This window comes from Methylobacterium isbiliense (assembly GCF_022179325.1).
Taxonomy (GTDB): domain Bacteria; phylum Pseudomonadota; class Alphaproteobacteria; order Rhizobiales; family Beijerinckiaceae; genus Methylobacterium; species Methylobacterium isbiliense.
In genome coordinates this window covers 1-21,106 of record NZ_BPQQ01000037.1, presented here as the reverse complement: position 1 = coordinate 21,106, position 21,106 = coordinate 1, and the positions used below count along the sequence as shown (strand labels likewise).

Annotated in this window: 22 protein-coding genes; 8 read left to right on the top strand and 14 right to left on the bottom strand. The window is 73.3% G+C overall.

Annotated elements, in window-relative coordinates; translation table 11 throughout:
* Window positions 1-55 precede the first annotated feature (55 nt).
* Window positions 56-628, bottom strand: coding sequence for an SH3 domain-containing protein (locus MFF61_RS16530; protein ID WP_238236246.1), 573 nt, complete (start codon window positions 626-628; stop codon window positions 56-58).
* A 332-nt stretch (window positions 629-960) separates the two neighbouring features.
* Here MFF61_RS16530 and MFF61_RS16525 point away from each other — a divergent pair, with 332 nt between their 5' ends.
* Window positions 961-1,965: a 2-hydroxyacid dehydrogenase gene (locus MFF61_RS16525; RefSeq protein WP_238236245.1), complete on the top strand. Its 1,005-nt coding sequence runs from the start codon at window positions 961-963 to the stop codon at window positions 1,963-1,965.
* Between the two features lie 81 nt (window positions 1,966-2,046).
* Here MFF61_RS16525 and MFF61_RS16520 read toward each other — a convergent pair whose 3' ends face one another.
* Window positions 2,047-2,808, bottom strand: a complete 762-nt coding sequence (locus tag MFF61_RS16520) for an SDR family NAD(P)-dependent oxidoreductase (RefSeq protein WP_238236244.1) — start codon at window positions 2,806-2,808, stop codon at window positions 2,047-2,049.
* A 109-nt stretch (window positions 2,809-2,917) separates the two neighbouring features.
* Between MFF61_RS16520 and MFF61_RS16515 the strand changes: the two genes are divergently transcribed.
* Both MFF61_RS16515 and MFF61_RS16510 read left to right on the top strand, forming a co-directional pair.
* The gene (locus tag MFF61_RS16515) at window positions 2,918-3,688 is read left to right on the top strand and encodes an endonuclease/exonuclease/phosphatase family protein (protein WP_238236242.1); all 771 of its coding nucleotides are present in this window, start codon (window positions 2,918-2,920) and stop codon (window positions 3,686-3,688) included.
* Window positions 3,688-4,683: a lysylphosphatidylglycerol synthase transmembrane domain-containing protein gene (locus MFF61_RS16510; protein WP_238236240.1), complete on the top strand. Its 996-nt coding sequence runs from the start codon at window positions 3,688-3,690 to the stop codon at window positions 4,681-4,683. The genes MFF61_RS16515 and MFF61_RS16510 overlap by 1 nt, the downstream gene beginning before the upstream one ends.
* 7 nt (window positions 4,684-4,690) lie before the next feature.
* On the opposite strand, the gene MFF61_RS16505 is transcribed toward MFF61_RS16510, so the two are convergent.
* Genes MFF61_RS16505 through MFF61_RS16490 form a run of 4 tightly spaced genes read right to left on the bottom strand, consistent with a single transcriptional unit; the run spans window position 4,691 to window position 7,945 of the window.
* A complete protein-coding gene (locus MFF61_RS16505) occupies window positions 4,691-5,533 on the bottom strand; it encodes a methyltransferase domain-containing protein (RefSeq protein WP_238236239.1) in 843 nt (280 codons plus the stop codon).
* Window positions 5,530-6,585, bottom strand: a complete 1,056-nt coding sequence (locus MFF61_RS16500; protein WP_238236236.1) for a glycosyltransferase family 4 protein — start codon at window positions 6,583-6,585, stop codon at window positions 5,530-5,532. Before MFF61_RS16500 ends, MFF61_RS16505 begins: the two co-directional genes overlap by 4 nt.
* Entirely contained in the window at window positions 6,582-6,986 is a 405-nt protein-coding gene (locus MFF61_RS16495; protein ID WP_238236234.1) for a 6-pyruvoyl trahydropterin synthase family protein, read from the bottom strand. The genes MFF61_RS16500 and MFF61_RS16495 overlap by 4 nt, the downstream gene beginning before the upstream one ends.
* On the bottom strand, window positions 6,986-7,945 hold the full coding sequence (locus tag MFF61_RS16490; RefSeq protein ID WP_238236232.1) for a zinc-dependent alcohol dehydrogenase: 960 nt from the start codon (window positions 7,943-7,945) through the stop codon (window positions 6,986-6,988). Before MFF61_RS16490 ends, MFF61_RS16495 begins: the two co-directional genes overlap by 1 nt.
* A gap of 48 nt (window positions 7,946-7,993) precedes the next feature.
* Here MFF61_RS16490 and mdoH point away from each other — a divergent pair, with 48 nt between their 5' ends.
* Window positions 7,994-9,823, top strand: coding sequence for a glucans biosynthesis glucosyltransferase MdoH (gene mdoH, locus MFF61_RS16485; RefSeq protein ID WP_283206006.1), 1,830 nt, complete (start codon window positions 7,994-7,996; stop codon window positions 9,821-9,823).
* 36 nt (window positions 9,824-9,859) lie between these two features.
* Here the strand turns inward: mdoH and gor are convergent, their stop codons facing one another.
* The 6 genes from gor to MFF61_RS16455 form a co-directional block, all read right to left on the bottom strand.
* Window positions 9,860-11,254, bottom strand: a complete 1,395-nt coding sequence (gene gor / locus MFF61_RS16480; protein WP_238236228.1) for a glutathione-disulfide reductase — start codon at window positions 11,252-11,254, stop codon at window positions 9,860-9,862.
* Window positions 11,255-11,267: 13 nt separating this feature from the next.
* Window positions 11,268-12,488 carry an O-antigen ligase family protein gene (locus MFF61_RS16475; RefSeq protein WP_238236227.1) on the bottom strand — a complete coding sequence of 407 codons (1,221 nt, stop codon included), beginning with the start codon at window positions 12,486-12,488 and terminating at the stop codon, window positions 11,268-11,270.
* A 4-nt stretch (window positions 12,489-12,492) separates the two neighbouring features.
* A complete protein-coding gene (locus MFF61_RS16470) occupies window positions 12,493-13,059 on the bottom strand; it encodes a DUF2059 domain-containing protein (protein WP_238236226.1) in 567 nt (188 codons plus the stop codon).
* Between the two features lie 109 nt (window positions 13,060-13,168).
* A complete protein-coding gene (rpiA, locus tag MFF61_RS16465; protein ID WP_238236225.1) occupies window positions 13,169-13,879 on the bottom strand; it encodes a ribose-5-phosphate isomerase RpiA in 711 nt (236 codons plus the stop codon).
* Between the two features lie 131 nt (window positions 13,880-14,010).
* Entirely contained in the window at window positions 14,011-14,472 is a 462-nt protein-coding gene (locus tag MFF61_RS16460) for a hypothetical protein (RefSeq protein ID WP_238236224.1), read from the bottom strand.
* Between the two features lie 58 nt (window positions 14,473-14,530).
* Window positions 14,531-14,905: a hypothetical protein gene (locus tag MFF61_RS16455; RefSeq protein WP_238236223.1), complete on the bottom strand. Its 375-nt coding sequence runs from the start codon at window positions 14,903-14,905 to the stop codon at window positions 14,531-14,533.
* A 218-nt stretch (window positions 14,906-15,123) separates the two neighbouring features.
* On the opposite strand from MFF61_RS16455, the gene MFF61_RS16450 reads away from it, so the two are divergent.
* Window positions 15,124-16,143, top strand: a complete 1,020-nt coding sequence (locus MFF61_RS16450; RefSeq protein ID WP_238236222.1) for a TRAP transporter substrate-binding protein — start codon at window positions 15,124-15,126, stop codon at window positions 16,141-16,143.
* 260 nt (window positions 16,144-16,403) lie between these two features.
* The gene (locus MFF61_RS16445; protein ID WP_238236220.1) at window positions 16,404-17,612 is read left to right on the top strand and encodes an acyl-CoA dehydrogenase family protein; all 1,209 of its coding nucleotides are present in this window, start codon (window positions 16,404-16,406) and stop codon (window positions 17,610-17,612) included.
* Between the two features lie 6 nt (window positions 17,613-17,618).
* Here MFF61_RS16445 and MFF61_RS16440 read toward each other — a convergent pair whose 3' ends face one another.
* Window positions 17,619-17,846 carry a hypothetical protein gene (locus MFF61_RS16440; RefSeq protein WP_238236219.1) on the bottom strand — a complete coding sequence of 76 codons (228 nt, stop codon included), beginning with the start codon at window positions 17,844-17,846 and terminating at the stop codon, window positions 17,619-17,621.
* Between the two features lie 138 nt (window positions 17,847-17,984).
* A complete protein-coding gene (locus tag MFF61_RS16435; protein WP_238236217.1) occupies window positions 17,985-18,347 on the bottom strand; it encodes a PIG-S family GPI transamidase component in 363 nt (120 codons plus the stop codon).
* 339 nt (window positions 18,348-18,686) lie between these two features.
* On the opposite strand from MFF61_RS16435, the gene MFF61_RS16430 reads away from it, so the two are divergent.
* Window positions 18,687-20,342, top strand: coding sequence for a L,D-transpeptidase family protein (locus MFF61_RS16430; protein ID WP_238236212.1), 1,656 nt, complete (start codon window positions 18,687-18,689; stop codon window positions 20,340-20,342).
* 109 nt (window positions 20,343-20,451) lie between these two features.
* Window positions 20,452-21,066: a Dps family protein gene (locus MFF61_RS16425; protein WP_238236210.1), complete on the top strand. Its 615-nt coding sequence runs from the start codon at window positions 20,452-20,454 to the stop codon at window positions 21,064-21,066.
* Window positions 21,067-21,106: the final 40 nt, after the last annotated feature.

The window sequence follows — 21,106 nt, the reverse complement described above, 5'->3', positions numbered from 1 at the left end:
GGCGCGATGCCCGAGCGGCCGGGATCCGTCCGGCGACGCTGCCGCGATCCTGCGCCTACTCCACCTTCTCGTTCGGATAGACGCCCCAGAGGCGGTCCTGGCGCAGGTAGCCGTCGACGTCGCCGCGCTTCTGCGGCAGGGCGACGACGAGGCGGCACCACGCGCCGGTGCAGGACTTGATGCTGCCGATCACGCCGGCCTGGAGCTGGGCCACCACGCCGCCGCGGCCGTCGGGCTCGGCGTAGAGCGGCACCGGCGCGGTCTTGTCGCCGGGCGCCAGCACCACCGCGGTGCGCCGCCCCGAGAGCAGCGAGTGCAGCACCCAGCCCTCGGTCCCCTCGGAATCGCGGATGCGCCGCCACGTCTCGAACTCGGAGATGATCTCCACCGGCAGCCCGGCGCGCTGGAACACCCACAGGGTGCGGTGGTCCTTGGACGGTCCCTCGCGCAGGTTCACCCGGTCGGTCTTGAGGCTGACGTAGCGGGGCAGCGGCAGCTTGGTGACCGGGCCGAGCCCGACCTCCGGGGCGCTCGCCCCCGCGGCCGGAGCGGCGCGGGCGGTCGGACCGGCCGCGACGGCGGCGACCGAGAGGGCGATCAGGAGGGCACCGGCGCGCGCGGTCGGCATCGGAATCTCGTCTCCGTCATCGGGTCCCGGAACCGCATCACTTTTTGCGGCGCGGCGGTAGCCACTGCGCCGTTCGATGCGTAGAGAGGCCGGCGGAGACGACGCCGCGCGGCGCCGGGCCCAGGCCGGTTTCCCCATCCCGTGTTTCGCCGGAAGAGGGTTAACGGAGCGTAGCATGCGAGGGACGGGCGGTCCCGGACTTGCTACTCTGGGAGGCGTGGCGGTGCGGCGTCCGATCGCCTATCGTGCGCCCCGGACAGGGCCGGACCAGGACCCGGGCGGAGCAGCCGGGCGCCGGTCTCGCGGGTGCCAAGCGGGGACGGGGAGGGTTCATGTCGTCGTTGAAGCGCAAGCCGCTCGTGGTGGTGACGCGGCGTCTGCCGGACGTGGTGGAGACGCGCATGCGCGAGCTCTTCGACACGCGCCTGAACCACGACGACAAGCCCCTCTCGGCCGCCGCCCTGGCGCAGGCGGCGCGGGAGGCGGACGTGCTCGTTCCCACCGTCACCGACGAGATCGACGCCTCCGTCCTGGCCCAGGCCGGGCCGAACCTGCGGCTGATCGCGAATTTCGGCAACGGCGTCGACCACATCGACGTCGACTCGGCGCTCCAGCGCGGCATCACGGTGACGAACACGCCGGGCGTGCTGACCGAGGACACCGCCGACATGACCATGGCCCTGATCCTCGCGGTGGCCCGCCGCGTCACCGAGGGCGCGCGCATCATCCCGGACGACGCGTGGTCCGAGGGCTGGTCGCCCACCTGGATGCTCGGCCGGCGCATCACCGGCAAGCGCCTCGGCATCGTCGGCATGGGCCGCATCGGACAAGCCCTGGCCCGCCGCGCCAAGGCCTTCGGCCTGTCGATCCACTACCACAACCGCCGCCGCGTCTCGGGCCGCACCGAGTCGGAGCTGGAGGCGACCTACTGGGAATCCCTCGACCAGATGCTGGCGCGGGTGGACATCGTGTCGGTGAACTGCCCGCACACGCCCGCGACCTACCACCTGCTCTCGGCCCGCCGCCTCAAGCTCCTCAAGCCCGAGGCGGTGGTGGTCAACACCGCCCGCGGCGAGATCATCGACGAGACGGCGCTCGCCCGCCTGATCGAACTCGGCGAGATCGCCGGCGCGGGCCTCGACGTGTTCGAGCAGGAACCCGCCGTGAGCCCCCGTCTGGTCAAGCTCGCCAAGGCCGGCAAGGTGGTGCTGCTCCCGCATATGGGCTCGGCCACCCACGAGAGCCGCGTCGACATGGGCGAGAAGGTCATCATCAACATCAAGACCTTCCTCGACGGCCACCGCCCGCCGGACCGCGTCCTGCCCAGCATGCTGTGAGGCCCGGCGCACGCGGCGATCCGCTCCCACGCGCGACAGGGGCGAGAGGGGATCGCCGCGGCTTGGTCCGCGGCGGCCCCGCTACTTCGGCTGCATGCGCAGGGCGCCGTCGAGGCGGATGACCTCGCCGTTGAGCATCGGGTTGCCCACGATCGCCATCACCAGGGCGGCGTATTCCTCCGGCCTGCCGAGGCGCGAGGGGAACGGCACGGCGGCACCGAGCGAGTCCTGCACCTCCTGCGGCAGGCCGCGCAGCATGGGCGTCTCGAAGATGCCCGGCGCGATGGCGCAGACCCGGATCCCCACGGCGGCGAACTCGCGGGCGGCCGGCAGCGTCAGACCCACCACGCCGGCCTTCGAGGCGGCATAGGCGGCCTGCCCGATCTGGCCCTCGTAGGCCGCCACCGAGGCGGTGGAGACGATGACCCCGCGCTCGCCCCCCGCCAGCGGGTCGAGCGCCTGCGCCCCCGCCGCCACGAGGCGCATCAGGTTGAAGCTGCCGATCAGGTTGACCCGGATCACCGTCGCGAAGGCGTCGAGCGAGGCCGGGCCGTTGCGGCCGACGATGCGGGCGGCCGGCGCGATGCCCGCGCAGTTGACGAGGATCCGGGCCGGGCCGTGCGCCTCGGTCGCCCGGGCCACGGCGGCTTCCGCGCTGGCGGCATCCGCCACGTCGCAGGCGAGCGCGAGCCCGCCGATCTCGTCCGCCACCGCGGCTGCGGCCTCCTGGTTGAGGTCGAGGAGCGCGACCTTGGCGCCCGCGACGGCAAGCGCGCGGCCCGTCGCCGCTCCCAGACCCGATCCGCCCCCGGTGACGATCGCTGCGACGCCCTGAACCTGCACGTGATCCTCCCGTGTCGTTGCCGCATCCGCTTAGCAGATGCGCCCGCGCCGCGTGAACCTCGGCGGCAGGTTCGCCGTTGAGGAGGGGCCACCGCAGGACCCTGCCCGTTTGCTCCGCCTCATCACCTACAACGTGCGCCGCTGCCTCGGAACGGACGGCCGGCTCTCGCCCGCCCGCATCGCCGAGGTGCTGGCCCATTGCCGGCCCGACGTGGTGGCCCTGCAGGAACTCGACGTCGGCCGCGAGCGCTCCGGCATGGTCGATCAGGCCCACGCCATCGCCGGCCACCTCGGCATGAAGGCGCATTTCCACGCCTCCCTGCAGGTGATGGAGGAGCAGTACGGCAACGCCATCCTGACCGCCCTCCCCTCCCGCCTCGTGCGGGCGGAGGCGCTGCCGGGTCTGGCGCACCGGCCGCACCTGGAGCCGCGCGGCGCGCTCTGGGCGGCGGTCACCCATGCGGGCGAGGAGGTTCAGATCATCAACACGCATCTGGGCCTGCGCGCCCGCGAACGGGCGGCGCAGGTCGAGGCCCTGCTCGGGCCCCGCTTCCTCGGCGATCCGGCCTGCCGGGCGCCCCTGGTGCTGGTCGGCGACTTCAACGCCGTCTCGCGCTCGCGCGCCTATCGCCTCATCGCCGCGCGGCTGCAGGATGCGCAGCGCATCCCCGGCCACCGCTCGCACTGCACCTTTCCGTCGCGCTGGCCGTTCCTGCGCCTCGACCACGTCTTCGTCAGCGCCGGGATCGCGGTGCGCCGGGTGCAGGCGCTGCGCGGCCCGCTCGCCCGCATCGCTTCCGACCACCTGCCGCTCCTCGTCGATCTCGACCTCGTGGCGACCGAGGCCGGCCGTCCCGCCGCACGGGTGGAGGCGGCCTGATGGGGCAGGAATCCGGTTCCGCCCGGCAGGAGCGCCGCGAGACACGCCGCCGCTGGACCCTGATCACCACCGTGCTCAGCGTCGCGCTCGGCGGCTACCTGCTCTATCGCACGCTGAGCGGCTACAGCTACGGCGACCTGCGGAACGCCGTGGCGGCCATCCCGGGGAGCCGGCTCGCCGCGGCGGGCGCCTTCGCGGCGGGAAGCTATCTCTGCCTCACGGTGGGCGACTGGCTGGCCCTGCGCGCCATCGGGCGTCCGCTCGCCTACCGCTACGTCATCCTGGCCGCCTTCGTGGCGCTGGGCATCGGCCACAGCATCGGCCTGTCGGGCCTCAGCAGCGCGGCCATCCGCTACCGCTTCTACGCGCGGCGGGGCCTGACGCTCGCCGAGAGCGCCAAGATGGTGGTCTTCTGCGGCCTCACCGTCGCGCTCGGCCTGATGGCGCTGGGCGCGGGCGCGCTCCTGCTCGAACCCGGCCTCGCCCAGGAGATCACGGGGCTCGGCCGGCCCGCCGTGACGGCGGTGGCCCTGGCCTGCCTCGCCGGGGTCGCCCTCTACCTCGTCGGCGCGGCCTTCGTGCGCAAGCCGCTCACGATCCGGCGCTGGTCGATCGAGTTCCCGCGCCTGCCGCTCGCCGCCGCGCAGGTGGCGGTGGGCTCGGTGAACTTCGCCCTCGTCTCGGCCTGCCTGCATCAGGTGCTGACCGCCGTCTCGGACGTCGCCTATCTGGGCGTCGCCTCGGTGTTCGTGATCGCCAACGCGGCGGTGCTGGTCACCAACGTGCCGGGCGGCGTCGGCGTGATCGAGAGCGTGGTGGTCCACCTGCTGCCGAAGACCGACGTCATCGGCCCGCTGCTGGCCTTCCGGTTCGTCTATTTCCTGGTGCCGCTCGGGCTCGGGCTCGCGCTGTTCGCAGCCGCCGAGATCGCCTTCCGCCGCAAGCCGTCCGCCCCGCGCAGGCAGGAGCTGCGGGCCCGCGAGAGCGCGACCTGATCCGGCCTCACGCGCCCGGCAGCGCCAGCAGATCGATGTGGCCGATCACCGCTCGCGTCTCAGGGGCGCGGCGGGCTTCCGCCCAGGCCTGGGCCACCTTGGGGGCGACCATCCCGGTCTCCGCCGCCGCCGCGGCCTTGCCCTCGGCCAGCGCCGCGAGAAGCGGACCGGCGCCGAAGCGCCACGGGCTCTCGGCGTGGCGGGTGCGGTAGCCGAGCGCCCTGAACGCCCGTTCCAGGGCTTCGCTCGCCGCCGGCCCCGCGGCCGGGCCGAAGCCCTTGTCGCGCGTCTGATGGGCCAGGAACGCCGCATGGAGCGCGGCGTCGGCCGGGTGCGGCGGAGTCCACTCCTCCTCGCCGTCATAGGTCAGCACGGTGTGGAACACGGAGCCTGAAGCGGCGACCGCCCGGGCGGCCCGTTCGATCCACTCTTCGGAGACGAGGTCGAACAGGGCCGCGGCGGTGACGAGGTCCGGCCTCTCGTCGTCGAGGAGGCCGCCGAGACCCACAGCGAGGTCGTGACGGCGAAACGCCACCGTGATCCGCCGGTCGCCACGGCGCAGGCGCAGCGCCTCGCCGGCCGCCTCGGCCGCATCGGCCCAGTCCGCGAGCGCCGCGCGGGCGGCGCCGAGGAGCGCCGGGTCGTGATCGACGAGGCACCAGTGCTGCTCAAGCGGCAGGTGGGGCGCGAGGGCGCGCAGGTTCGAGCCCGCGCCGCAGCCGAGATCGACCACGCGCAGGCCGTCACGCTCCGCCAGCGCCCCGGCGAGCGCGGCCGTCAGGCCGGGATCGCGGGCGGCGTGGTCGGCGGGCTCGCGCAGGGCGAGCCATGCGGCGGAGAAACCGGTCATGAGGCGCGTGCCTCCTTCAGGCAGGCGGCGATGAGGGACGCGGTATCGGACCAGCGCGGCAGGCGCAGGCCGGCCGCATGGGCGGCCTCCGCGGCGCGCGCCCGCCGGGCCGGATCCTCGATCAGGCTGCGCAACGCCGCCGCCAGGGCCGGCACGTCGCCGGGGGGCACCGTCAGGCCCGCACCCGGCGGCACGGTGTCGGCGGCCGCGCCTCCGGTCGTCGCGACGAGGGGCAGACCGCGCGCCAGCGCCTCGGCGAGCGCCATGCCGTAGCCCTCGAACAGCGAGGGCGACACCACGAGGTCGGCTCCGGCATAGAGCGCCTCCAGCGCCGATTCCGCCACCGCACCCGCGAAAGTGATGCGGTCGGCCAGCCCGGCCGCACGGATTGCCTCGCGCAGCTCCGCCGCGCAGGCGGGCGCCCGGTCGAGCGCGCCCGCCACCGTCAGGTGCCAGTCGCGGTCGGCGAGGCCGCGCAGGGCTTCGACCAGCAGGCGGTGGCCCTTGCGGGGCGTGACCGCGCCGACGGTGAGGAGCGAGACCGGACCCGCGGCCCGCACCGGCACCCGCGCGGCCGGCTCCGTGCCGGGTTCGGCCACGACGATGCGGCGCGGATCCACGCCGAAGTCGCGGGCGAGCAGGCGCGCGGTGAAGCGGCTCGTCGCCACCACGCGGCGGGCGAGGGCGAGTGCCGCTGTCTCGCTCGCCATGAGCGTCGCGGCGCGCGCGGGGGTGAGGCCCGCCTCGAGGCCGAGGGGATGGTGGACGAGCGCCACCACCGGGCGCTCCCCCGCCTGCGCGATCGCCGCGGGCGGCAGCGCCCCGTAGGCGAGGCCGTCGACGAGGAGCACCGCACCGGGAGCGGCTTCCGAAAGGAGGCGGCCCGTCAGGGCCACGTCCTCCGGCGTCGGATCGGGAAACGAGCCCGGCAGGGGCAGGATCGCGGCGCGCACGCCGTGGCGGGCGAACTCCGCCAGGAGCCGGCGCGCGTAGGCGTAGCCCCCGGTCGGCGCCCCGAGGTCGCCGGGGATCGCGAAGGCGACGTCGATCACGGGTCGAGCGGAGCCTCGCACCACGCCCGGGCGAGGTGCGATTCGTGCAGGGTCACCCGCAGCCGCGTCACGCCCTCGCCGCCGGGGCCGAGATCGCCCGCGCGCAGCGCCGCCGCCATCGCCCGGTGGATGTGGCCGCACAGGAACTCGGTGGTGGTGTTGATCCCCGCGAACTCGGGCAGATCGTCGAGGTTGCGGTAGTTGAGCGGCGCCAGGATGCGCTTGAGCGCCTCGCCCGCCCGGCCGATGTCGACCACGACGCCGTCCGCCGTCAGGTCGTTGCGGAAGAACGCCACGTCGACCACGAAGGTCGCCCCGTGCAGGGCCTGGGCCGGGCCGAACAGCGCGCCGCGGAAGCTGTGGGCGATCATCACGTGGTCGCGGACTTCGACGGCGTACATCAGCATTCCTCGGGCAGGTAGCGCACGGCGGTGCAGAGGCCGGGGGCCCGCGGGTGCAGCAGGTCCGGCAGGGCGGCCGGCAGATCGCCGAAGGCGACCTCGCCGGTGATGAGCGCGTCGAGGCGGGGATCGCGCAGGAGGTCGAGGGCCTTGAGCAGGCGCCGCCGGAACGTCCAGCGGGGCAGGCGCGCGGGCGGCAGATGTCCGACCTGGCTCGACACCAGCCGCAGGCGGCGGGGATGGAAGTCGAGCCCGAGCGGAACCGGCACGGTGCCGGCCCCGTACCAGCTCAGCTCGGCGATCGTGGCCTCGTCGCCGGCGAGAGCCAGCGCCAGCGCCAGCCCCTCCGCGCTGGCGCTCGCATGCACCACCACGTCCGCCCCGCCCTCCGCGTCCTCGGGCGGACGGAAGGTCGCGCCGAGCGCCTCCGCGACCGGGCGGCGGGCGGTGTCGCGGTCGACCAGCGTCACCTCGGCGCCGGGCAGGCCGGCGGCGAGCGCCGCCACGAGGAGCCCGACCACGCCCCCGCCGACCACCGCCACGCGGTCGCCCGGGCCGGCGCCCGAATCCCACAGGCCGGTGAGGGCCGTCTCCATATTGGCGGCGAGGAGGGCGCGCCGGGCCGGGACGCCGGCCGGCACAGGCGCCAGCGCCTCGCGCGGAGCGTTGAAGCCCTCCTGGTGCGGGCGCAGGGCGAAGACCAGCGTGCCCTCCCCGGCGATCCGCCCTACCGCGCAGTAGCCATACTTGACCGGGAACGGGAAATCCCCCTCTTGGGCCGGGGCGCGCATCCGGTCGCCAAGAGGCTCGGGCACACGGCCCTCGAAGACCAAGCGCTCGGTGCCGCGGCTCGGCGCGGTCCAGATCGTCCGCACCCGGACCTCGCCGGGGCCGGGAGGGAGCAATGTCTCGTCGCGCAGTTCCGCCCGGCCGGGCGCCGCGTACCAGAGCGCGCGCACGCGGTCCCGTCCGCCCCGTTCTCCGCTCAGCCCTTCGGATGCCGAACGATGCTGCACCCTGACCCCCCGGCGCCGGCCGGGGACGCCCCCGCCGCACGCGCTCCTCTCACGACGCCGACGGGGCTGCAAGCCCGCGTGACCCTGCGTCGCCGCCGGATCCTCGTCGTCCTCCTCTGCCTCGCCACCTGTGCGGTCTTCGCCGCCGGTCTCGTCCGCGTCCTCGGGGCGGGCGGGTGGAGCGCCCTCGACGGGCTCATCCTCCTCTGCTGCCTCGTGGCGCTGCCCTGGACCGTGCTCGGGCTGTGGAACGCGGTGATCGGCTTCCTGCTGCTGCGGGCCGGGCCTGCGGGCGTGGCGTCGGCCTGCCCGGTCGCCACGGCGGGCGACACGCCGGAGCCGCTGCGCCTGCGCACCGCGGTGGTGATGACGCTGCGCAACGAGCAGCCGGAGCGGGCGCTGGCGCGCCTGCGCCTCGTGGTGCAGGGCCTGGAGGCGACCGGCGAGGGTGCGTGGTTCAGCGTCCACGTGCTGAGCGACACCGACGATCCTGCGCTGGCGGCGCGCGAGGAGGCGGCGATGGCCGCGTGGCGGGGGGCGGTCCCCGGCTGGGCGGCGCGGCTCCACTACCGGCGGCGGCGCGACAATGCCGGCTTCAAGGCCGGCAACCTGCAGGAATTCTGCGCCCGGGCCGAGGAGGCGCTGATGCTGCCCCTCGACGCCGACAGCCTGATGAGCGGGGGCGCGATCGTGCGCCTCGTGCGCATCATGCAGGCCCATCCGCGCCTCGGCATCCTGCAGGGGCTGGTGGTCGGCGCCCCGTCGATGAGCCCCTTCGCGCGCGTCTTCCAGTTCGGCATGCGCCACGGCATGCGGCCCTACACGATCGCGATGGCGTGGTGGACGGGCGAGTGCGGCCCGTTCTGGGGCCACAACGCGCTCGTGCGCATCGCGCCCTTCGCCGCGCATTGCCGCCTGCCGGCCCTCGGGCCGGGACCGCTCGGCGGGCCGATCCTCTCGCACGACCAAGTCGAGGCGGTGCTGATGCGCAGGGCCGGCTACGAGGTGCGGGTGCTGCCGGTCGAGGAGGCGAGCTTCGAGGAGAATCCGCCGACGCTCCTCGACCATCTCGGGCGCGACCGGCGCTGGTGCGAGGGCAACCTGCAGTACCTGCGCCTGCTCGGCCTGCCCGACCTGCTGCCGGTGAGCCGCTTCCAGCTGGTCTGGGCGATCCTGATGTTCCTCGGTGCGCCGGCCACGGTGCTGGTGCTCCTCCTCCTGCCCCTGAAGGCGGCGACTGCGGAGCCGGACCTGCCGGTTCCGCTCGCGGCCGGCCTCTACCTCGCGTGGCTCGGCCTGTCGCTGGCGCCCCGCATCGCCGGCTATGCCGAGGTGCTGGCGCGCCGGGCCGCGGCCGCCTATGGCGGCACGGGGCGCTTCCTCGCCGGCACCTTGATCGAGGCGGTGTTCAACATCCTCCTCTACGGCATCACGATCGTGCGGCTCAGCGTGTTCATGGCCGGGCTGGCGCTCGGCCGCCGGGTCGCCTGGGGCGGCCAGAGCCGGGACGCGGCGGGCGTGTCCGTCTCGGCCGCCGCGCGGGCGCTGCCGGACGTCACCCTGTTCGGCCTCGGCGTGAGTGCCGCCCTGGCAGCCGTGGCGCCGGGCCTGCTGCCCTGGCTCGCCCCGCTCCTCGCCGGACCTGTCTTGGCGGTGCCGCTCGCGATGCTCACGGCCTCACCGGCGCTCGGCCGCTTCATGGCCCGCCACCGCCTCTGCGCCTCGCCGGAGGAGATCGCGCCGCCGCCGGAGATCAGGGCCCTGCGGGCGGGCGCCCCGCCCCGTGCCGCCGATGCGGCGCTGGCCGGGACCGTGCCGTAGCGGGGACACCGGCAGGGCGCCGCGCGGGACGGCCCCCTACCCCACGCCCACCGGCCGCTTGACCACCGCGGGCGTGCGCATGGTGACGAGTTCCTCGCCGGCGGTCGGGTGCACCGCGATGGTGCGGTCGAAATCGGCCTTGGTGGCGCCCATCGTCACGGCGATGCCGACCGCCTGGATGATCTCGCCCGCGTCGTGCCCGAGCACGTGGACGCCCACCACCTTGTCGCTGGCGCGGGCCACCACGAGCTTCATCAGCACCCGCTCGTCGCGGCCCGACAGGGTGGCCTTCATCGGCCGGAAGCGTGCCTCGTAGACGTCGACCTCACCGTGGATCGCGCGCGCCACGTCCTCGTTGTGGCCGACGACGCCGATCTCGGGCGTGGAGAACACCGCGGTCGGGATCAGGTCGTGGTCGACCGCCCAGGGGCGGCCGCCGAACACCGTGTCGGCGAAGGCGTGGCCCTCGCGGATGGCGACCGGCGTCAGCGCGGCGCGGTTCGTCACGTCGCCGACCGCGTAGATCGACGGCACCGCACTCTGCGAGAAGCGGTCGACCGGAATGGCGCCCGCCGCGTCGAGGGCGATCCCGACCCGCTCCAGGCCGAGCCCGGCGACGTTCGGCCGCCGGCCGGTGGCGGCCAGCACCTGATCGACGAGCAGCTCGCTGCCGTCGTTGAGCGTCGCCAGGATCGCGCCGTCGCGCCGGTCGAGGCGGTGGACGGTGCTCGACAGGCGCAGGTCCATGCGCTTGGCGTAGGCCTCGCCGAGCGCCACGCGGATCTCGTCGTCGAAGCCCCGCAGGAGCTTGTCGCCCCGGTGGAGCAGCGTGGTCCGGCTGCCGAGCGCCGCGAAGACGCCCGCGAACTCCACCGCGATGTAGCCGCCGCCGACGACCAGGATGCGCTCGGGCTGGCGCTCCAGCTCGAAGACCTCGTTCGACGTGATGGCAAGCTCCGCCCCCGGGATCGGCGGCTCCTTCACCGGATGCGCACCGACCGCGATCAGGATGACGCGGGCGCGCACCCGCTCGCCGGAGCGCACCAGCCGCACCGTGTGGGCGTCCTCGATCACCGCGCGGTCGGCCACCACGTCGACGCCGGCCCGCATCAGGTTGGTGGCGTAGATGCCCTCCAGCCGCGTCACCTCCGCGTCGCGGTTGCGCTTGAGCGTCGCCCAGTCGAAGCGCGGCGGCTCCAGGCTCCAGCCGAAGCCCGCCGCGTCCTCGAACTCGTCGGCGAAGCGGCCGGCATAGACCATCAGCTTCTTGGGCACGCAGCCGCGGATCACGCAGGTGCCGCCGACCCGGTACTCCTCGGCGAGGCACACCCGGGCGCCGTAGCCGGCCGCGATCCGCGCCGCGCGCACGCCGCCCGAACCGCCCCCGATCACGAACAGGTCGACGTCGAAGCCCGAGGTCTCGTCCGCCATCGTGCCGCACTCCTCACCCTGATGATGGTCCGGGACTATGCCGCATCGCCCGCAGCCACGCGACCGCGGCCCCGAGGCTCGCGATCCACCAGCCCTGCCACGCCCCGTGGCCGACGAAGGCCACGGCGGCCGCCCCCGCGATGAGCGCGAGCGCGGCGGCCCGCGCGGGCGGCGGCCAGCCGGCGAGGGCGCGCAGGCAAAGCGCGATCACGGTCGCGGCGAGGCAGGCCCCGACGAGGCCCAGTTCCGCCCAGACCTGCAGGAAGCTGTTGTGCGGGTGGCCGACCGCCAGCATCGCGCGGAAATCCGGGTCGAGCCGCTGCGCCGTCGGCACGGCCTCGAAGCGCCCGCTGGTGCCGAACCCCGCCCCGCGCCAGGGGTCCTCCGCCACCGCCGCGCCGAAGGCGCGGGCGATGGCCACCCGCGCGTGGCTGCTGCTGCCCGAAAGGCGCTGGTGCAGCGCCTCGGGCATCGCCCGGGCCAGGAGATCGCCCTCGACGGGCGAGAGGGCGAGCGCCCCGAGGAGCCCGAGGCCGGCGAGGGCGAGCCCGGCCCGCGGCAGCACGCGGGCCATGCCATAGGTGAGGGCCGCGACCACGAGGCCGAGCAGCGCCGCGGCGCTCGCCGCCCGGGTCACGGCCGCGGCGCCCGCGACGAGCCCGACGAGGGCAAGCCCCCGCAGGCCGCGCGCCCAGGCGAGGGCCGCGAGCGGGACCATGACGACGAGGAGCGTCACCGACGTGCGATTGAAGATGAAATCCGCGACCCGCAGGCCCAGTACCCGCTGCACGATCAGGTCGGCGGCGATGTCGGCGACCACGTAGGCCCCCGCTGCCGCGAGCAGCCAGAGGGCGGGACGCAGGTCGGCGCCGAGATGGGGCGGAGCGAGGCGGGCAACGAGAGCGGCGCCCGCAAGCGCCGGCAGGAACTCGGCGGCGGTGCGTCCCCAGAGCGCCGGCTGCGAGGTCCAGGCGAGGCTGAGCCCGCACCAGCCGAGGAAGGCGAGGCTCGCGAGGCCGAGCGGCGTCGCGAGCGGCCGCAGCAGGCCGATGGCGGCCGCGCGCCCCTCCACCGCGAGCGCGGCCGCCAGGAAGGCGAGGCCCGCCACGCCGACGACGAGCGGACTGGACCGGTTCGCCGCCGCCATGAACGCGGGCAGCGCCGCCAGCAGGAGGGCGCCGAGCCCGGCAAGGGCGCGTGCGGGCGCGGCGGGCAGGCGCAGCGCGTCGGGCATGGCCCTACTGCATCTGGTGGCCGCGCTTGCCCATCTCGGCCCGCACCCGGACCATGATGTATTCCGAGACCTCCTGGGTCCAGGTCTGCATGGCCTGCACCATCTCGTCGAGGACCAGGGGCTGGGTCTCGACGTAGCGCTTGCCCGAGGGCGAGCGGAAGAAGGCGGCGATGTCGCGCAGCTCCGCCTCGGACAGACGCTGCGCGTAGATGCGCGACGCGGTCTCGATCATCCGCTGCTTCTGCAGCTCCATCTCGGGGCCGAGCTTCAGCAGCACGTCGTCGAGGTCCTTCGTCAGGTCGGGGCGCGTCACGGCCGCCTGTTTGATCTGGTCGCCGAAGACCGGGATGATCGAATCGAAGGAGCGGCTGATGCCGGAATTGAGCATCACCTCCTTGGCGAGCGCGAGGTGTGACGGCGAGATCGCGGCGGCGGCCGGCGCATTCGGCGCGGCCGGGGTCTGGGCAGGCGCTGCGGGCTTGGTCTGGGCCGCCGCGGGACAGGCGGTCGCCGCGACGGCGGCTGCGGTCAGGAGCCCCGCGAGGAGCGGCTGGGAACGACGCGAGGACATGGTCAGGCTCCGAAGCAGGATGGGCGGCGCCGGTCTCGGGGGCGAATGCGGCGCGGGCGAGGAGGCCCCGCGGGATCCCGCGCGGGGCGCCGGGAGTCCGGTCCGATGCTCAGACCGTCCCGAGGGTGACGAGGCGCGCGCCCGCGGACTCGTCCGCGGCCAGGATCGCGCCGGTGCAGAGACCGAGGAAGAGGCCGTGCTCGACCACGCCTGGCAGGGCCGCGAGGGCGGCGGCCAGCGCCTCCGGATCGGGGATGCGGCCGGGATGGGCGTCGAGGATCAGGTGGCCGCCATCCGTGAGGAAGGCCGCCCCGTCCGGGCCGGTCCGCAGGGTGATCTCGCCCGGGCAGCCGGCCCGCGCCAGCGCCTGCGCCACCGCCCGGCGGGTGGCGCCGAGGCCGAAGGGCACCACCTCGACCGGCAGGGGGAAGCGCCCGAGCGTGGCGACCTGCTTGGTGCCGTCCGCGATCACCACCATGCGCCGGCTCGCCGCCGCCACGATCTTCTCGCGCAGGAGCGCGCCGCCCCCGCCCTTGATGAGCCGCAACTGCCCGTCGATCTCGTCGGCGCCGTCCACCGTGAGGTCGAGTTCCGGGGTCTCGTCGAGGGTGGTGAGCGCGATGCCGGCGGCCTCGGCCGCACGGTGCGTCGCCTCGGAGGTCGGCACGCCCACGACCGAGAGCCCGTCGCGCACCCGCGCGCCGAGGAGTTCGACGAAGATCGCGGCGGTCGAGCCGGTGCCGAGGCCGAGCCGCATGCCGTCCTGAACGAGGTCCACCGCGCGGGCGGCGGCGGCGCGCTTGAGGGCGGCGGCGCTCACGCCGGGACTCCGGCGGTGCGGGAGGACGGAATGGCGGCCAGCATGGCGGTCGACTGTCTCTCGGGGACCGGGATGCGCCGTCGGGCGGCGCAGCGCCGGCCCTAGCACGCCGGCACCGCCGCGTGGAAGCGTCAGGGGCGCGGCGGCTGGGCGGTCGCGACGTTCGCGCCCGGCCGCGCGGTCGCCGTGGCCCCGGCGCTCGCCTGTGGCGTGCAGACCACCGCCTCGTCGAGCACGTAGCAGATGCTCATCGCGCCGGTGCGGTGGTTGACGCGGAAGACCCCCGCCTCGCGCAGGTGGCGGGAGGCGACGAGGCCGTATTCGGACGGGGCCTGCGGTCCGGCGCCCTCTCCGGGACCGAAGCAGAGCGTGCTCCCGATCGTGCCCTCCTGCAGGCCGTACTGGCAGGAGGTGACCTCACCGGTTGCCCGGTCGACTCGGTAGACCCGGTTGAGGTCGGCCTGCGGGGCCGGCACGAACTCGAAGGACGCGGCCTGGGCCGCGGCCGCGGCGGCGAGAAGGGCCAGCGCGGCGAGCCCGGCTGGCGCGAAAAGTCCTGGCGCGAGGAATGTGGTGCGGATGGTTCTGCGCATGGCCCGCCGTGTCCCGGTGTGGGGCACGCCCGCAATCGAGGGGCGCACCCGCGCTCGTTCAACCACGGCTTGCTGGTGCGGACCTTGCCGCATCGCGGCCCGCACGGTCGTCGCTCAGACCGACCACGAGGAGCTGCGCGGCCCCGATCAGGCCGAGGAGCAGCCGGTCGCCGGGCCGCGCGCGCCGCATCAGCGCCGCGGCGGCCAGGAACCCGAGGGCGCCCGCCGTGTCGCAGGCGAGGTGGGTGCGCAGGCCGATCACCGGCACGAGCCCGCCCTCGTAGGCCGTCACCACGGAATAGGCGCAGTTCCAGGCCGAGACGCCGGTCATCGTCGCGCGGGCGCCCCGGCCGCGCCCCGGCGCGGCCGCGAGGGCCAGCACGGCGGCGGGTACCGCGTAGTCGAGGGCGGCGTGGGTGCGGGTGCCGATCATGCGGGGCTCCGACGGGAGCGGGCCTGCCCCCGCGCGGTCATCGCCCCCGCCGGTCCGCGTGTTCCCGCCGCTCGGTCGCTCCAAAGGGTTCCAGCCGCGCGATTTCTCCCGGTGTCGGATAGGCCGAAACGTGCTTTAAGCGCGGCGCCGGACCCGCGCCGCAGGCGATGCGTCCGCCCAACAATGCGGCCCGCGCCGCAGGCCCTCAGGAGGACGCCATGACCCCGATCTCGCGCCGCCGTGCGCTGCAAATGTCCCTCGCCGGCGCCGTGGCGGCGCCCGCCGTGCTGCGCATCACCGCCGCGCATGGGGCGGAGTTCGACCTCAAGGTCGCCAACAACAGCCCGGTCACCCACCCGCTGACGATCTACATGATCAAGGCGGCGGACGGGGTCCGCCAGGAGACCGGCGGCAAGGTCGACATCAAGGTCTTCCCGAACAACCAGCTCGGCGGCGACACCGACATGCTGAGCCAGCTGCGCTCGGGTGCGCTGGAGTTCTTCACGCTCTCGCCCCTGATCCTCGCGACCCTGGTGCCGGCCGCGGCGATCAGCGGCGTCGGCTTCGCGTGGTCGTCCTACGACAAGCTCTGGCCGGCGATCGACGGCGAACTCGGCGCGCATGTGCGCGACAAGATCAGCAAGGCCGGCCTGTTCGCCTTCGACAGGATCTGGGAGAACGGCTTCCGCCAGACCACCTCCTCAACCCGGCCGATCCTCACGCCCGACGACTTCAAGGGTTTCAAGATCCGGGTTCCGCCGAGCCCGATGTGGACGTCGATGTTCAAGGCCTTCGACGCCGCCCCGATGACCATCAACTTCGCGGAGGTGTACTCGGCCCTGCAGACCAAGATCGCCGAGGGCCAGGAGAATCCGCTCGCGCTGATCGACGCGGCCAAGCTCTACGAGGTGCAGAAGCACCTCTCGAAGACCAACCACATGTGGGACGGCTTCTGGCTGCTCGCCAACGGCAAGATCTGGCGCGGCCTGCCGGACGACGTGCGCACCGTGATCGCCAAGCACTTCAACACCCAGGCGGTCGCCCAGCGCGAGGAGACGCTCAAGCGCAACATCTCGACCGAGAAGGACCTCGCCGCCCGCGGCCTGACCTTCCACAACGTCGATCCCAAGGCGTTCCAGGCCAAGCTGCAATCGGCCGGGTTCTACAAGGAGTGGAAGGGCAAGTTCGGGGACGACGCCTGGGCGCTGCTGGAGAAGCACACCGGCCCGATCTCCTGAGCGGGCACCCGACCCCGTGAGCGGGCGGGGGGCCGGGTCTTCTGGCGGGTGCTGCCGGATGGCAGGACAGGCCAGAAGCGCCGGCCGGAGCCTCGCTCCTGGCGCTCAACCTAGCGCCTCCCGGCGGCGCGGCCATCACCTGGGTGAAACGCCGCCGCAGAATGCCGGATCCGCGCGGATCACCGCCGCGCGGGCGAAGACGGCGGCGACGGGTCCCCGCGCCCGCACGCCACGATCAGCCCCGAACCCGAGGCCCCGCCATGGACTTCACGCTCTCCCCGACGGTCGAGGATTACCGCGCCCGCATCGCCGCGTTCGTGGCCGACGAGATCCTGCCGGTCGAGGCGGACCGGGCGACGTTCGATCCGCACGAGAACATCCGGCTCGACGTCCTCGACGCCCTGCGCGCGAAGGCGAAGGCGGCGGGCCTGTGGTGCCTCCAGCTCAAGCCCGAGACCGGCGGCCAGGGCCTCGGCAAGGTCGGCATGGCGGCCTGCTACACCGAGATGAACCGCTCGATCTTCGGCCCCGTCGTGTTCAACTCGGCGGCGCCGGACGACGGCAACATGATGGTGCTGGAGGCGCTCGGCACGCCGGAGCAGAAGCGGCGCTGGCTCGACCCGATCGTGTCGGGGGCCGTGCGCTCGGCCTTCGCCATGACCGAGCCGCATCCCGGCGGCGGTTCCGACCCCTCGATGATCGAGACCCGCGCCGAGCGCGGGCCGGACGGGCGCTACCGCATCTTCGGCCGCAAGTGGTTCATCACCGGGGCGGAGGACGCCGCGCACTTCATCCTGATCGCCCGCACCTCGGACGATCCGCGCACCGGCCTCACCGCCTTCCTGTACCACCGCGACCAGCCGGGCTGGCACATCGCCCGGCGCATCCCGATCATGGGGCCGGAGGAGCATGGCGGCCATTGCGAGCTGATCTTCGACGGGCTGGAGATCGCGCCCGAGGACGTGCTGGCGGGCGAGGGCAAGGGCCTGAAGGTGACGCAGGTGCGCCTCGGGCCGGCGCGCCTCACGCACTGCATGCGCTGGCTCGGGCTGGCGATGCGCTGCGTCGAGATCGCGCAGGGCTACGCGGCCGAGCGCAAGGGCTTCGGCGTGCGGCTGGCCGACCGCGAGAGCGTGCAGCTGATGCTGGGCGGCCTCGCGATGGACATCGAGATCGGACGCCTTCTCGTCATGCGGGCGGCCTGGGAGCTCGACCAGGGCCGCTTCGCCCGCAAGGAGGTCTCGATGGCGAAGGTCCACGTGGCCAACCTGCTCCACCGGGCGGCCGACATCGGCATCCAGATCAACGGCGCGCGGGGCTATTCCAAGGACACGGTGCTGGAATGGATCTACCGCTACGCGCGGCAGGCCCGCCTCGTGGACGGGGCCGACGAGGTGCACCGCATGGTGCTCAACCGTCACCTGGAGAGCGAGGGGCGGGGCTTCTTCGCGTGGCCGGTGGCGCCGTGAGGCGCCTCACAGCGCCGTCACGGTCCCTTTGACCGTGCGCAGCAGGTAGGGCACCTCCGCCGCGGACAGGCACCGCTCGACCGCCGCCCTGTCCGCCTCGGGGGAGAGATCCACCCGGACCACCGGGTGACCCTGGCTGTCCCAGGCGATGCCGATGCTGTCGACGCCGTGGATCCCGCGCAGCCCGCTCCGCGCCTCGCGCTTGCCGGCGGTCGCCGTCATCGTCTTTGCCACACCGCGCCTCCGTCACGACAGCATCGCAAAAATGGACGCCTCAGGGATTTGAGGTACCCGCGATAATCATAAAATGTCAGAACGTCCTTTGTATAAAATTTTTTGTGCATAATTCTGCTGGCCACAGAACGATGTCTGCTACTCACCTTTGTAGACATACGGGACCATAAATGAGAAAACGTCGACTAGAGTCGAAGTGATGCGTCCATCCAGTTCCCAGCCGAACGGTCGATGCCCCATGGCGAGAACCCACAGGATGAAGGCGATCACAGCCAGCAAGGTGCCGCCCCACTGCACGGATGCGAAGGATCCGGTCGCGTTCCGGGTTCCCAGAATACGCGAGACCAGAAGCAGGAGAATGCCGATCGCGGGCAGGTAGTCGACGAAATTGTCTGCAGGCTGTCCGCCAGTAGCAGTTGTTTCTGGTCCAAGCCAGAAGCCTCGAATCGTGAGATAGACCCCGAGCGCCTCGCCCGGTATGAGCCTGATCAGACGATCCATGTAATCACTTAGGGCATTTGGGGTTGAAGTGTCTGCCGCAACCGTCGCAGCCGGCTTTTTGACACGGGCGAGATATCTGGCTCTGCGCCCACCCTTTGCCACGCCGGTAGCCGCTTTCTCTATCCGGAACGGACCTGCTTTCATACTTACCAGCTGAAATTACTACCGGCAGACACAGCAAGGTAACCGACTGTACTTGCAACCGGCGTCGATGTCAGCAAATCCAGGGTTGAGCATCCGAGGACGAGCTCGGCTGTGGGGCTGTTTGCGCCGGCGCGTCAGCACTTCCGTAACCCTAACCGGGCGATCCTCCGGCCTCGTTCGTTCGTGAGGCCGGCGATGGTGCTGCGTCAGGTTGCCTTCCCGTCCGGCCCCCGCGCGCCGGCTCTCTCCGCGGCGGTGGCGCTGTGGCTGCTCACGGCGGCGGCGTCCGCCGAGACGGTGCCGGTGCCTCAGGCCCCGGTATCGGCAGCCGCCGCTCCCGCGGACGCACCGCGCCCGACCGAACCCGCCAAGCCCGAGCAAGCCAAGACGGAACCGGGCAAGACGGAACCGGTAAAGACGGAACCGGGCAAACCCACCCCTACACCGCCGGCTCCGCCCACGGCGGAGCCCGCCGAGCCGTCCCCGGCCAAGCGCGTCTCGCGCGAGCTGCCGCCAGTGGTGCTGGCGCGGATCTCGCAGGATCCGACGCCGACGCTCGCGCCCTCGACCTTCCTCGACACCTTGCGCATGGCCGACCGCTACCAGGCGATCGTGCAGGCGGGCGGCTGGCCGGGCGTGCCGGCAACCCTCTCGCTCAAGCCCGGCGAGCGGCACCCCGCCGTGCCGGTCCTGCGCCGCCACCTGACCCTGACCGAGGATCTCGGCCCCGACGCCCCGGCTTCCGATCAGATGGACGAGGCGCTGGTCGCGGCGCTCAGGCGCTATCAGGTGCGGCACGGCCTGCCCGATACCGGCCTCCTCGGCCCGATGACCGTCAAGGCGCTCAACGTGCCGGCCGCCACCCGCCAGCGCCAGCTCGCGGCCTCGGCGGCGCGGCTGATGGGCTCGCGCTTCGCCTTCGGCGAGCGCTACGTGGTGGCCAACATCCCCTCCGCCACCGTGGAGGCGGTGGAGCGCGGCGCGGTGGCGCGCCGCTACGTCGCCGTGGTGGGCAAGCCCGACCGCGCCTCGCCCGCGGTCGAGACGCGGATCACCAACGTCAACTTCAACCCGACCTGGACCGTGCCGGTGTCCCTGATCAAGAAGGACATCATCCCGCACATGCGCAAGGATCCGGGCTACCTCGCCAAGATGCACATCCGCATGCTCGACGGGCAGGGCAACGAGGTGCAGCCGACCGCGATCGACTGGTCGACCGAGAAGGCGGTCAACTACACGCTGCGCCAGGACCCGGGCTTCGACAACTCGCTCGGCCAAGTGCGCATCGACATGCCGAACCGCCACGCGGTCTACATGCACGACACGCCCTCCAAGGGGCTGTTTTCCCGCACCGCCCGGTTCCATTCGTCCGGCTGCGTGCGGGTCGCCGAGGTGAAGGGGCTGGTGGCGTGGCTCCTCGAAGGCACGCCCGGCCCCGGCGGTCCCGGCACGGTCTGGGGGCCGATCGAGATCGAGACCGGCATCGCCACGGGCGAGCGGCGCGACATCAAGCTCGTGAAGCCGGTTCCCGTGGCCTTCGTGTACCTGACGGGCTACGCCACGCCGGACGGGCGGGCGCATTTCCGCGACGACGTCTACGGGCTCGACGCGGAAGCCCCCGCCAAGGCTAGCCCCGACGTGCCGACCACCGCCTCGATCGGCCCGCGCGCCCCCGCCCCGGCGGTGAAGCCCGCTGCGGCCGCCGGCGCATCGGCGCTGGTGGGGAAGGCGGCGAAGGACAGCAGGCCGGCGGACATCAAGCCGCCTGTAGCGGAGGCGAAACCGGCCCCGCCGGCGAGCGCGCCGAAGCCGGAACGGGTCCTGCGGCCGGAGGCGTCCCCCCGGACCTGATGCCGCAAGGCAAACCCTGACGAGACCGTGACGGGAACAATCCGGCCTCGCTCGACTTTCCGAGCGAACGGCGCGCCGTGCGAGGCGCCCGACGATCCGGAGATACTTCATGGCCCGTTCCACCAAGGCCGCCCCGGCGGTCCGGACATCGCGCGGTCGCGCCGCGCAGTCCGAGGCCGCGCAGCCCAAGGTCGCCGCCGCGGATGCCCGCGTGCGCGTGCCGGCGGAGCGTCTGAACACGCCGTCCGACCTGTCCCCCGAGGCCTCGAAGGAGATCTCCGAGGGGCTGACGGTGCTGCTCTCGGACTTCCTGGCCCTCTACCTCAAGACCAAGAACTTCCACTGGCACATCAGCGGCCCGCATTTCCGCGACTATCACCTGCTGCTCGACGAGCAGGCGGCCCAGATCCTGGCGGTCACCGACGACGTGGCCGAGCGCGCCCGCAAGATCGGCGGCACCACGCTGCGCTCGCTGGGCCAGGCGGCCCAGAAGGCGCGCATCGTCGACAACAACGCCGACTACGTCGATCCGCTCGACATGCTCGCCGAGCTGCGCGACGACAACAAGGTCACCACGACCCACATGCGCGAGCTGCACGACCTCTGCGACGAGCACAACGACGTCGCCACCGCGAGCATGCTCGAAGAGTGGATCGACCAAGCCGAGGAGCGCACGTGGTTCCTCTACGAGGCGAGCCGCCGGGGCGACGCCACCGGGCACTGACCCGGGCTCTCCCCCGCACACGTGTCCGCCGCGCGAGACC